Annotated in this window: 11 protein-coding genes, 1 tRNA gene and 1 pseudogene; 5 read left to right on the top strand and 8 right to left on the bottom strand. The window is 39.2% G+C overall.

Annotated elements, in window-relative coordinates:
• Window positions 1-56 precede the first annotated feature (56 nt).
• Window positions 57-755 carry a hypothetical protein gene (locus GUY17_RS02800; RefSeq protein ID WP_162022239.1) on the bottom strand — a complete coding sequence of 233 codons (699 nt, stop codon included), beginning with the start codon at window positions 753-755 and terminating at the stop codon, window positions 57-59.
• A 463-nt stretch (window positions 756-1,218) separates the two neighbouring features.
• Here GUY17_RS02800 and GUY17_RS21320 point away from each other — a divergent pair.
• Window positions 1,219-1,296 (top strand): annotated as a pseudogene (locus GUY17_RS21320) (YegP family protein); the annotation flags it as partial.
• Window positions 1,297-1,467: 171 nt separating this feature from the next.
• Here GUY17_RS21320 and GUY17_RS02790 read toward each other — a convergent pair.
• Window positions 1,468-1,552, bottom strand: a tRNA-Leu gene (locus GUY17_RS02790).
• Window positions 1,553-2,214: 662 nt separating this feature from the next.
• Here GUY17_RS02790 and GUY17_RS02785 point away from each other — a divergent pair.
• On the top strand, window positions 2,215-2,346 hold the full coding sequence (locus GUY17_RS02785) for a DUF3149 domain-containing protein (protein ID WP_101086224.1): 132 nt from the start codon (window positions 2,215-2,217) through the stop codon (window positions 2,344-2,346).
• Between the two features lie 435 nt (window positions 2,347-2,781).
• Here GUY17_RS02785 and GUY17_RS02780 read toward each other — a convergent pair whose 3' ends face one another.
• The gene (locus GUY17_RS02780) at window positions 2,782-3,393 is read right to left on the bottom strand and encodes a superinfection exclusion B family protein (protein ID WP_101086225.1); all 612 of its coding nucleotides are present in this window, start codon (window positions 3,391-3,393) and stop codon (window positions 2,782-2,784) included.
• Window positions 3,394-3,621: 228 nt separating this feature from the next.
• Here GUY17_RS02780 and GUY17_RS02775 point away from each other — a divergent pair, with 228 nt between their 5' ends.
• Window positions 3,622-5,202: an ATP-binding protein gene (locus tag GUY17_RS02775; protein ID WP_162022238.1), complete on the top strand. Its 1,581-nt coding sequence runs from the start codon at window positions 3,622-3,624 to the stop codon at window positions 5,200-5,202.
• Between the two features lie 22 nt (window positions 5,203-5,224).
• Here the strand turns inward: GUY17_RS02775 and tcdA are convergent, their stop codons facing one another.
• Window positions 5,225-6,028, bottom strand: coding sequence for a tRNA cyclic N6-threonylcarbamoyladenosine(37) synthase TcdA (tcdA, locus tag GUY17_RS02770; RefSeq protein WP_174839622.1), 804 nt, complete (start codon window positions 6,026-6,028; stop codon window positions 5,225-5,227).
• 801 nt (window positions 6,029-6,829) lie between these two features.
• On the opposite strand from tcdA, the gene GUY17_RS02765 reads away from it, so the two are divergent.
• Window positions 6,830-7,873: a porin gene (locus tag GUY17_RS02765; protein ID WP_162022237.1), complete on the top strand. Its 1,044-nt coding sequence runs from the start codon at window positions 6,830-6,832 to the stop codon at window positions 7,871-7,873.
• Between the two features lie 194 nt (window positions 7,874-8,067).
• Here GUY17_RS02765 and GUY17_RS02760 read toward each other — a convergent pair whose 3' ends face one another.
• The 4 genes from GUY17_RS02760 to GUY17_RS02745 form a co-directional block, all read right to left on the bottom strand.
• Window positions 8,068-8,385 carry a putative quinol monooxygenase gene (locus GUY17_RS02760; protein ID WP_162022236.1) on the bottom strand — a complete coding sequence of 106 codons (318 nt, stop codon included), beginning with the start codon at window positions 8,383-8,385 and terminating at the stop codon, window positions 8,068-8,070.
• Window positions 8,386-8,495: 110 nt separating this feature from the next.
• The gene (locus GUY17_RS02755) at window positions 8,496-8,960 is read right to left on the bottom strand and encodes a GNAT family N-acetyltransferase (protein ID WP_162022235.1); all 465 of its coding nucleotides are present in this window, start codon (window positions 8,958-8,960) and stop codon (window positions 8,496-8,498) included.
• Window positions 8,961-9,006: 46 nt separating this feature from the next.
• On the bottom strand, window positions 9,007-10,593 hold the full coding sequence (locus GUY17_RS02750) for a DHA2 family efflux MFS transporter permease subunit (protein WP_162024260.1): 1,587 nt from the start codon (window positions 10,591-10,593) through the stop codon (window positions 9,007-9,009).
• 46 nt (window positions 10,594-10,639) lie between these two features.
• Window positions 10,640-11,734 carry an HlyD family secretion protein gene (locus GUY17_RS02745; protein WP_101086230.1) on the bottom strand — a complete coding sequence of 365 codons (1,095 nt, stop codon included), beginning with the start codon at window positions 11,732-11,734 and terminating at the stop codon, window positions 10,640-10,642.
• 96 nt (window positions 11,735-11,830) lie between these two features.
• On the opposite strand from GUY17_RS02745, the gene GUY17_RS02740 reads away from it, so the two are divergent.
• The gene (locus GUY17_RS02740) at window positions 11,831-12,769 is read left to right on the top strand and encodes a LysR family transcriptional regulator (RefSeq protein ID WP_101086231.1); all 939 of its coding nucleotides are present in this window, start codon (window positions 11,831-11,833) and stop codon (window positions 12,767-12,769) included.
• Window positions 12,770-12,866: the final 97 nt, after the last annotated feature.

Raw genomic sequence — 12,866 nt, 5'->3', positions numbered from 1 at the left:
AGCTGTTATCAGCTGGTTTTTTTATTGGTTAAAAATATCAAACTAGATAACCTTAGTTATTCATCTTCATCCGATTCATCAGCATGAGCAGAAGCTTCAAACTGCTCTACATTCGCCAATTGTCCAAACCAGAAGTCTGAACTCACCATCTTAAACTGACGAGATAAACCTTCATTTGATACTAATTCTAGCTTCCACAATATCCCTAAGGCTTCTGGAAATTGTGTCCCGGTAATTTGGTCTTCATATAATCGATGCAATAGTGCATCAGGAGATAACCCAGATGCGAGAAGACGTACCATCGAGGCATGTAATGACGCATCAAAAATAGTTAACTCTGCAGCGTCAGTTGCTGTGACATTAACCATAAACTCAACACCGGTAGGCTCGGCAAAAACACCATTAAATGCTTCTCTCAATAAGGCATAAGCGCTAAAAAAACCTTCATGGAGCAAGCAATCAGAATATTCTTCCCACATTCTGTCACCGATCATGTCATTACTTAACTGATCAATTTTACCTTCAGTTAATTCACTGAATAAATGCGTCAAGATGATTTTAGCTGCTTCATTGGCCTCTAAATCATTTAGAGACATCATGCACATTTCTCTAAGTTCAGTCGCCTCCATTCCTTCTAGGCCATCATCTAAGCCCATAATAGCCATCAAATGAAGGTAGTCTTCATTTGACCAAGCATTCGGGATCTTATTGATTTTACGAAAAGAACCAATTTGAACATTAAATTGTGCTTGCATGGAAACTCCTTCTTATAAGCGTCAAAAAGTGACGAAGATAGGTCAAACTAATACCCAACATGTGCAATCGCAATACTGTATAAGAGCAAAAACAAAAAATGTCATACCGATAGACCACCGAACAAACATAACAATCTGATTTATAATGCTTTATTAAAAATTAAATATATTAACAATTATATTAAACTTTGTTTATATGATATTAATTTAGCTTATAAATGAATCAACTCACATTTTTAAGCCATTTTATCTTAAACAGAAATGGAATGAGATAATGCGAAGAAACCCTATAATGATTCATCATTATAGTTCAAATTGAGTTAAAGACAGAAAAGGAGAAGTCACCCTGACAAGTGAACTTTAAACAGTTAAAAGTGGCGTAAAGAATAGTATTGAGTCAGCATAAAAACTCTCACAGCCAAAATATCCTTGCTAAAGAAACAGTAAAGAACGATAAGCCTATTTCAACCTCAAAGCCGCTAATCATCAAGTCATTTGTACTAATCAAATGTATTCGAGAATGTCTATCAAAGATACTTGAATACGTTCTGTTGGGGGAATGGCAATACAGATACAAACAAAAATCTAACGGCTTGCCGATTCACAGATGAGACTTAGTGCTGTTGATCCAAAGCAGCTTAATTTGTATCTGTTATCTTTGAATTTAAAGCATTAAAAAGCCCTGTTCAATTAAGAACAGGGCTCTAAATAATGGTACCTGAGGTCGGACTCGAACCGACACGCCGCGAAGCAGGGGATTTTGAATCCCCCATGTATACCAATTTCATCACTCAGGCAAAGGCTTTCAAGCTACATTTAGCTTTGCAAAGAAATCTAAAACACTAAATATCTTTGCAAAACCAAACCAATTCCATCTTACTTTAATTATGTAATTTTAGCCTGTTTATAACCCATATTCGTTGGGAGGCATAAAATCTTATAATTCAAAAACTTTGCAAATCTTTGCAAGGATTTTGCATGTTAATTATTTAGCATTAACGTTTTACTTCAACAGCTTACTTATACCAAGCTAGTACACACTGTGATTTTTGAATCCCCCATGTATACCAATTTCATCACTCAGGCAAAGACTTAGTAGCTATGTTAGCTTTGCAAAGTAATCTGAGAAATCCAAATATCTTTGCAAAACAACACTCGTAATTTAATCCTAACCAAACAATACTTTTCGTAACAATCATTGTCACGATTAAGTGCTGGCGATTATACCGTTGCATTTAATAATGGCAAGCCCTTTACCTATTATTTTCTATAAAAAACACTCAATTGGTCAAAAGTCATTCATCACCCTCTATTGAGATGGATTGTGTTTTTTTGTGAGCTAATTGGCAATTTTACACTAAGTTAACATCATGACGGCTGAAGATTGATCAAGATCAGTATAACGACGTTATTTTGACTTTATGATGATCACGTCTTCACAACCTAAAGGATAAATATCATGGCATTTTGGTTAGATTTAATGTTTGGTAACGCAATAGGATTACTTTCTATGATGGTAATTTTTTGTACCTTTGGAATAATGTCTTATCTAATGTGGATGTTTATTGTGAAGTCTGCACCTACTAAGTGAGTCTCTTAATAGGTTAAGTTTTTTACTGCTTATTATTCATATCCAATATGGATACTTCCTTGTGAATGATACATTGGCGACAAAACACATGATGTGTTTTTATGCCAGAATGGGGGCTTTATACGCCCCCATCTTTTTTATTCATCTACAGCACTATTTTCCGCGCTATTATACCAATCCTATTAAATATGTGATCTTTCAGCGGGAGTTCAAAGTGCTGTAGGCAAGGCAGATGATTGAAGCGAATAGTGATTCTATTTTGAAAACATCTAACGAAGCATAAAGGACTTTGAAACCCGCCAGAATGGAGTCTCTCAGGTATTCCACTTCTGTGTTGTATCGATTAAAAAGGGAACAACCATTTCTACATCAATACGCCTTGAATTGAAAAACCTGAGAGACTCTGAATTGAACAGATATTTAATGAGATTGGTATTACACTGCATGCTTACGTGATTGAATCAATCCATTAATAAAATGTGGTCGCGTTTTAATCAGGTAACTCATTTCTTCTGCACTGGGTTCACCCGCTGGTAAACGGAGTACATCACGATTTAAATAATTACGTGCTTGCATCGAAATTTTGTATTCAGCCGTTGGCCCTTGAATCGCATAGTGACGCTCGTTTCCAAGCATTTCAAGTATGCTAGTATTAACTAAATTTTTAACCGCTAATTCATTTTGTGGCAAGGTTAAAATAGTTTGTCCTTGTAAAAAGAACTCCCGTAGCAAGGCTCTTTCAGCAGGGTCCAGTAGTTTCACTTTTGCGTCAATAGTTTCTACGGTACGTTTTTGACGTAAATATACGATGGCCTCATCGACGACAAAGGCAAAAATCTGGCTTAAAAAATATGCCACTCCCATAATCAACCCTAAGCCAATAAACTGACCATATTGATTAACGAGTTGGTCTAACGATAAAAACGCCAATAAATCTTTAGGCGCAAACAATAAACTAGCACATGTTACAATAAGCCATGACATAGAACTTACGAACAAACGCTTACTATTCAATAACTTTATTGAACCTACTTTCATTTTCATCATAGCTTACCCGCAGTGTCAGATTTTTGAGCTTACTAAGGCAAAGCAAAATATATGCCAGAAAAAATAATTGATTAGCTGATATTTATTTATTTTTTCATACTATATATGGCCTATCAGGCTATGCTTGAAGCAAGGTATGAAATCCGAACTAACACTGGCGAAATACATTGTAGAATAAATACTTTCATCGGTAGATCCTCCCTATTTATAAATCACAATGAAGAAACTATGCTGATATCCATAAAACAGTTACTGCGAAGTCCAATAGCTCGAAAACTGACGCTTTCTATCGTGATCTTTAGTTCTTTAATTACCCTCGTGACGACGGCTTATCAGCTCGTAAGTGATTATCAAAGTGATGTAAGTAGAATTGATCGCGTTTTTTCGAATATAGAAGCGGTAAATTTAGAAGTGCTGGCAGCCAGTATATGGGTAATAGATGAACATTTAATCGACACGCAGCTCCGTGGTTTAAGTCAATTACCTGACATAAACTATATTTCTATCCGTGATGACACTAATCAAGAATGGCACTTTGGTGAATATAAGAAAACGGCTGTTATTGAGAAACAATACCCATTAATTTATACCAATAATGAACATATTCCTGTTGGGACACTCATCGTACAAGCTGATCTAAATGTCATATATGATCGTTTGTATGATAAAGCAATACTGATTTTATTATCCAACGCGATCAAAACCTTCTTAGTGACTGGCTTTATCTTGCTTCTGGTGTGGTTCAATGTGACCAAACATCTTCGTCAACTAAGCCAATATTGCGATGATATTAGCTTAGACCACGACTTTACTCCTTTGGATTTTAATCGTAAGCCGCAACATGATGAATTCAGTTTGGTAGCCGATGCGGTTAATACCATGCAACGGCAAATAAGAGGCTCTTATCGAGCATTGCACCAATCAAAAATCGATCTTCAGCACGCACTTGAAGATCGCGATCGCTTACTGCTATTAGAACGCAGCTATAAAGATGAGCTCGCGCGCCAGGTAAAAGAACAAACCAGAGAACTTGAACAATCATTGCAAATGTTAAAACGAACACAACAAGTTCTGGTTGAAAAAGAAAAAATGGCGGCACTAGGTGGGTTAGTTTCCGGCGTAGCTCATGAAATTAATACCCCTATCGGTATTTGCTTAACGGCTGCCAGCTCGCAATTGTCTCACATAGAAGAGTTAATCAAATTAATCCATAGCGATGATGCCACTTTAGAACAAATTAATGGGATTTTAGAGCAATACCAACAAAGCAGTCAGTTAATCGTCAGTAATATCACTCGTGCCAGTTATTTGATCCAACAATTTAAATCTATTGCCGCAGAACAAAGCCACGAGAAAAACACCGTCTTTAATTTGAGCAATCTATTACGCGATATTACTGATTCAACATTAATGATATTTTCACCGCAAGACGTCGAAATAACCACCAGTTTGGATAAGCAGTTGCAACTTAATAATAATGCCAGTTTATTAAGCCAAGCTATCACTAATGTGGTATCAAATGCCTTTTTGCATGCGTTTAAGGATGTTTCGCAAGCGAAAATCCACATCAATGTCGTTGCTGAGCCAGACAGTATTCAAATCGAAATTCAAAATAATGGCGCGGTTATTCCTAATGACATCGTCGAACATATTTTCGAACCCTTCTTCACCACAGCTCGTCACAAAGGAGGAGTAGGTTTAGGGCTAGCGGCAGCGTTTAACGCGGTGACTCAGCTCAAGGGTAATATCTGTTATGTTGCTACGTCACCACTAGGTGGGCCAATGTTCGTGATTAGTGTGCCGAGATAACCGACAAATTTACACAACAATGTTAAGCGGGTTTAGCGGCTAATTTAGTCAGCACACGACTAACCGCAACAAACGCAAACGTTCCCGTCACCATAGTAATGGCACCAAAACCGGAGGCGCAATCCATTCGCATACTACCTTCTGCATTTTCTTTAGTGTTGCATACACTGCCATCAGCTTGAGGATAGACGAGATGTTGGGTCGAAAACACCGCATCTACAGCAAAACGGCGCTGAATATTTTTAGTGAAATTGTAATCTTTGCGTAATATGTTGCGCACTTTTGCCAATAATGGATCTTGTACTGTTTTAGCCAAATCAGTCACTTGAATTAAAGTCGGATCGGTTTGTCCGCCCGCACCGCCTATGGTCACTAGTGGAATTTTATTACGCTTGCACCAAGCGATTAAACCTGCTTTAGGCTTTACAGCATCAATACAGTCAACCACATAATCAATATTGCCACCTTGTGAGGCCGGCTTAAAATACTCAGCAAGATTATCTAAGGTAATAAAATCTTCTACTTCATTAACCACACACTCTGGGTTAATTTCGCCAATGCGTTTTGCCATAACCTCAACTTTTGATTGGCCAATAGTCGAAATTAATGCATGTATTTGGCGATTGGTGTTGGTAACACAAATATCATCTAAATCAATTAGCGTAATCTGCCCTATCCCACTTCTTGCTAATGCTTCGGCAACCCATGTGCCTACACCGCCAATACCAACAACCACAACATGGGCTTGCGAAAAAGTCGTTAGTGCGGCTTGACCATACAAACGGCCAACACCAGCAAAACGATGAGTATAAGATTCTGACAACATGGGTTACGCCCTAATTAACGACTATTTTCGCGGCCAATTTTATATGATTTATCCTCAAAGCTAAACGTTTGTCACGATTCACTCTAGATGAATTTGGTTAAGGGTGCATTTTGGTTTAATAACAAGCACCACATGCTCGTATTTATAGCGAGTAATTCTGCTCACTCGTTTTGGTATATGAGATATGAAACATGGGATGTGGGATAAAGTAATAAAAGCGGTTTATTGCAGCTTAACAGATCAAGCTGGCCGGAGGGTTAACACGTCAATAGTGTACCTATATCTATGGTAAACCATACCATCTAGATAGCAGGATAAAGAGCCGTTTGATAGCAATCTATTACTCAGCAGAGGCAGATTGAGCTAAATGTCTTTATGTCCTAGCGTCAATGTGTCCTATCACAACAAACATTAAAATATGCTTAATTTATAACCTTATTAGACTAAAGATATAAAAATTAACATCGAATATTCACAATGATTAAATTAACATGGGCTAACATACAATTTTGCAACTTTTTATGGTTGTGCGCTAGCCTATTTTTAATCGAATAGGAATATCCCTAAAGAGGTAGATCCACGCCATATGGTGATTTTTTTATACAAATGGTCGCAGTTATCACAGATTTATACACAAAATTTCAAGTAGGCCTTGTTTATTTGATCTAGGCCACACTCTGAAGGTATCAAATCTGTAAAAATCTGCACCAGATTGTTACAGAATTGAATCTGCGACAAACTTCACTAACTAAAACCATGAAAAATGGAATATAGAACATAACGTTCTAGGGAGCATGAAAGATGAAAAAAACCTTAATCTCTGCATCGGTAGCATCTGTACTTACATTAGTTTCTTTCGCTACACTTGCTGAAGGCCCAAGTTTCTATGGTCGTTTAGATTTAGCCGTGACTAATTCTGATAAAGGCGCAACAACTCAAAATCACAAAGAAGGCACAGTATTAGAAAACAACTTTTCTAACTTAGGCGTAAAAGGTAGCGAAAAATTTGGTAACGGTATTGAACTGTTATACCAAATGGAATTCCAAGTTGAAAATACCACTCAAACTGAAGGCAAAAATGGCAGTGACGAAGTTGTATTTAAAGCGCGTAACACGTTCTTAGGTTTAAAAAGTGACGCAGGTACAGTGTTAATCGGCCGTAACGATACTGTATTTAAACAGTCTGAAGGTGGCATTGATTTATTTGGTAACTTCAACGCAGATATCGATCGTATGATTGGTGGCCAGTTACGTAAAGCTGACGGTATTTGGTACTATTCACCAGTGATTGGTGGCTTAGTTACATTAAACGCAACTTATTTAATGGAAGACAACTACACAGATGATGCTGGTAAAGAATCATATGATGATCAATATGCATTAAGTGCAACTATTGGTGATAAAGGCCTTAAAGCACACCCTTACTATGTCGCTGCAGCTTATAACACTATTGGTGGCATTGATGCTTATCGTGGTGTGGCACAAGTTAAGCTAGGTGAGTTCAAGCTTGGTGGTTTATACCAAAACACTGAAAGCCAAACATCTGATCAAGAAGGTGATTCTTTCTTCCTTAACGTATCTTACAACCTAAACGGCGTAAACTTAAAAGCTGAATACGGTCAAGATGAAGCTGGTTTTGGTAGCTACTACAAAAATATTAAAGAAGCGACTGGTACTGACGTAAACATCACTCAAATTACTGTGGGTGCTGATTACCGTATCTCTAAGTCAACCTTAGTTTATGGTCACTATGCTATGTATGAAGGCGACCATAAAGTGGGTACAGCTACTGTTGATTTAGAAGATGACAACATCTTCACTGTCGGTGCTCGTTACGACTTCTAATCATTCTGATATAAAAGCTTCGGCTTAACAGTATAAATGATTAAAAATGCCAATCTGTTTAGATTGGCATTTTTGTATCTGTAATCTAATGTTGAGCTCTAACGCTTCAAATCTAATCGTGACATCCAGCTCTTGAAATTACAGCACTTGAAATTACAGCTATCGAAATTGCCGCACTTAACAGCAACCGCCAATTAAGCAATCACTTGATTAAACACTTCAACATGATGTGATTCAACCAACTCAGGCATCACATGGTGAAAATAATGTTGAATAGCCTCTTTGGCGCAATGTTGATCAAATGCTGCACGATCAACAAACTTTTCCACAAAGGCAACTTTGTTGTCGTCATCAATACTGACATTCAATTCATAACGAATACAGCCAGATTCACGACGAGTATCAGGGATCAAGCTTGCCAATACCGCCACTAACTCATCACGTTTTCCTGCTTTCGCCACAAATTGAGCGACACACACAATTTGCTGGGTATTAATTACATAATCTGACATCGTTTTTCCTTAATAAAATCTACCCAAATCCAAAGAAATAGCGGCTTAACGCAGAGTTGATTATATTATCTCTGAATCCAACGCTACTCATACCAATTAGCTATTAGCTATTAGCTATTATAGATTAACAACATATCAAGATGCTCAATGCCGTCTTCAAGGTACACATCTGAATTGACAATAAAGCCAAGTTGTTGATAAAAATGACGTAAATAATCTTGTGCCCCAATCTGAATATTGTCTGTTGGCCAATGCCGTTTTGCAATGGCTATGGCACTTAGCATTAATTGATTGGCCACGCCCTGACCACGGGCAGATTTTGCAACAGCAACACGGCCAATACTCGCTTGAGGGTAACTAATATCGGGCGCTAACACGCGGCTATAAGCCTCTATATCACCCTGTTCATTCACTCCCAATAAGTGCCTGGTTTGCGGATGTTTATCTTTTCCATCTAATTCAGGATAAGGACAATTTTGTTCAACCACAAAGACATCTACACGCAATTGCAATAAGCCATAAAGCTGCTCTAAAGACAGCTCAGTAAAACCAACATCTAGCCACGTTAATGTCATCTCTCACCTTAATTTATTGCTATCAATTAAGATAATACTAACATGATTAATGCATTTCATTAGGCTGATCTGAATCACTTTTCGCCACGGGTTTACGGATCAATAAAACCGCAACAACTGCAATCAATAGAAAACATGCCATTATAAGAAACACATCATTATAGGCTTGAATATATGCCTGCTGTGACATGTTTTTAGCAAGTAAAGCATAGGCTTGTGAGTTAGCACTCACCGCATCAGAACCCGCAATTTGCAGTATCGAACTGGTATGCTGAATATAGTTATAAGCTTGGGCACTGATTGCTGGCAACGTCTCTTTAATATGGGCCAAATGAACTCGAGCCAAATTATCGGTTAACGTTGCCACCAGCGCGATACCAAAAGCCCCACCTAAATTACGCATCACATTGAGCACTGTCGATGCAGAGGCATTTTCATGTGCTTGAAGATGCATTGTCGCCAAAATACCAATAGGCACTAAAATAAACGGCTGTCCTAACGCTCGTACTATTTGCGAAGCAATCATTTGATCGCCAGCGTAATCCATGGTCATATGGCTATTCATATAATAACTGGTCGCAAATAAAGCAAACCCAAGTGCAGCCAAATATCGCGGATCAAACTTCTGCATTAATTTAGGCACTAATGGCAGTACCAGCAACTGCGGAAAGCCCATCCACATAATCACTTCACCAATTTCTAACGGGGTATAATCATGAATTTGTGATAAATACAGCGGGATCATATAAATCGCCCCAAACAACGCCATTCCCAGTAAAAAATACGCCACCGTAGATAAGGCAAAATCTCGCTGCGCAAGCAGACGAATATTCACTAATGGCTGAGCTTTACGTAACTGGATCCAAATAAACAAGCTGATATTGATCGCGGCAACAATGGCGAGGTTACGAATAAGATCAGAGCCAAACCAGTCTTTACGGTTGCCCTCTTCTAGCACAACTTCTAAACAGCCCATACCCAACGCCATGGTGACAATGCCTGAATAATCAGCGTCTTTTAATTTATCCCAAATGATTGGTTTGCGCTCTAAACCATAAGCCAACATCGCCATCACTAATAAGCCTGGTGGAACATTGATATAGAATAAATAATGCCAGCTAAATTGTTCGGTTAGCCAACCACCTAGCGTCGGTCCAATGGAAGGTGCAAATGTTGCGGTTACCCCAAACAGAGCCATACCCATGGCGCGTTTATTGTCGGGTAAAAACTCAAGAATTAATCGAAATGCTAACGGAATTAATGCCCCGCCAAAAAATCCCTGCAAGGCACGAAAAGCGATCATTGACTCAAGGTTCCAAGACATTGAGCACAATATAGAGGCCACAATAAAGGCAGCGGTAGTCCACAGTAAATAACGGCGAGTCGATAACCCAGTACTTAACCAACCAGATAAAGGAATGGCAATCATTTCAGCCACTAAATAAGCGGTAGCAATCCAACTGCCTTCTTCTAAAGTGGCGCCTAAACTACCTTGAATTTCTTTCATCGACGCATTGGTGATTTGAATATCCAAAATAGCCATAAAGGCACCGATTAAGCCGCCCGCAACAGCTATCCAAGAACGTTTGCTACCGCGCTGATACCCCGTCGGTTTATCACTCACAGTACTCATAGGGCCGACTGGTGATACATCTGCCTCAGTGGCTGACTGGCTCATATTAATGCCCTGCAGTCACAGACATTGCTTGACCAGCTGTTGCCTTAGCGAGTTCGTGAGATTGGGTTGCAGACTCAGTATCGACTTCAACCACAGCGCTTAATCCTGGTAAAATACGCCCAATAGCAGATGAGGGTTGATCACGTTCAAGACGAATACGCACCGGAATACGTTGAACAATTTTGGTAAAGTTACCGGTCGCATTCTCTGCGGGTAACAAGCTAAATTTAGAACCCGATGCAGGTGCTAAACTGTCGATAAATCCGCTAAACACATCATCAGGATAAGCATCTAAACTCACCTTAACGGCTTGTCCGGCTTGCATGTGCTCAATTTGAGTTTCTTTAAAGTTAGCCGTAATCCACACTTGTGCATCTGGCACTAAGCTAAACAATGCTTGCCCTGGTTGAACATACTGGCCCACCATTGCACCACGCTTACCTATAATCCCTGCAAAAGGTGCAGTAACACGTGTATCCACCAATTGAATATTAGCCAACTCGACACTGGCCATTGCCTGATCGACATCCGCTTGTACTTGTAATAATTGCGCATTAAATACCGACAATTCACGCTGTTTAGCCACTAATGCAGCTTGCGCCTCATCGACATGAGCCGATGCTGAATCGAAACCTGCCTGAAGTTGGTCAACATCATTTTGTGAACTGTAATTACTGATTTTTAATTTCTGTGAACGCTTCAATTGTTGTTGCGCAATTAACTGCTCTGACTGTGAAGCCACAACGGTAGCCTTCGCTTGATTAATTAATGCCTGTTGTAAATCAACCTTTGCCGCTAGAGTTTGCAAGTTTGCTTGGGTACTCGCTAACACAGCTTTGCTTTGAGCTAGCTTGGCAACAAATTGGCTGTCTTCCAATTGAGCCAGCAGTTCACCTTTGTTGACGTGTTGATTATCAACCACAGCAGATTGCACAATATAGCCGGGAACTTTTACACTGATATTGGAAATATCAGCCTCAACATAAGCATTGTCCGTTGACTCGATATATCGAACTTGTGACCACCAATAAACGCCTGCAACAACTAACACAACGATAATACCTGGCACTAACACTAACCGCTTATTGATAGACATATTTGACTCCTAATTTATTCTGCTCTAGTTTACTACTGTTTCCTTAAATTTATTAGATAGTAAAAATTCAACCCACTGTTTCACAGGTGTAACAATATGGATCTCAATCGCGTTCAAATATTCTCGCAAGTCGTAGAACAAGGTAGTTTTACCGGTGCAGCCAGAGCACTGGGAATAACCAAAGCCACTGTGAGTCGTAAAATCGCAGATCTAGAAGCCGATGCCGGTGTGCAATTACTGTTTCGCACCACAAGGTCATTGAAACTGACTGAAGCGGGTTCAAGTTATTACCATCGCATTAGTAAAATTCTACAAGATTTACAAAATGCCGAAGATCTTCTCAGTGCGAGCCAGCAAGACATCAAAGGCAATTTAAAAGTGATTTGCCCTATCGAGCTAGGACAATTATTTTTAGGTCGTATTCTTGCGCGGTTTCTGGCGGCTTACCCTAATATCACCATCGATGCAGAACTGACTAACCGTAAAATTGATGTGATTGAAGAAGGGGTCGATTTTCTATTTCAAATTACCGAACAACGTGATCCTAAGCTGCAAAGCTACTCGTTAGTCACCGCTAGCCGGTTGTTAATGGCAAGTCCAAATTACCTTAAGCGTCATGGCACACCACAAATACCGCAAGATTTAATGTTCCACACCGCAATTAAGTTACAGTCGGCCCACATTGATGGTGGCTGGCGTATTTTTGATGGCAGCCAATGGCTTGATCTCGATCCCCCTGCACAGCTAAAAGTCAATAATGTCACCTTTGCCCGAGAGGCTGCTATTGAAGGTCTAGGCATTACTGCGGTACCGGTTTTTATTGCACAAGAAGCCATCGACAGTAAGCAACTGATACCGATATTAGAAGACTTTCCAATGATGCAAACCAAGGTCACCCTGAGTTTTCCACAGCGCGTATATTTACCCCGTAAATACCGAGTGTTTGTAGAGTTTTTATACGCCGCCTTGTTTGAGCATTGGGGCGAAGGTGTACTTGAGATCCCCGATTTTGTCCAACAAAGCAATCATAATTAAAGATGAGTTTTTAAGCACAAAATAATCTATAGAATAAATAGATATTTTTAACTGACTAGGTGCTAGTATCAACTTAATAAGGTGATTAATTTAGATC

This window comes from Shewanella sp. Arc9-LZ (assembly GCF_010092445.1).
Classification (GTDB): Bacteria; Pseudomonadota; Gammaproteobacteria; order Enterobacterales; family Shewanellaceae; genus Shewanella.
The sequence above is the reverse complement of the archived record's forward strand: the minus strand, read 5'-3'. Positions and strand labels throughout refer to the sequence as shown.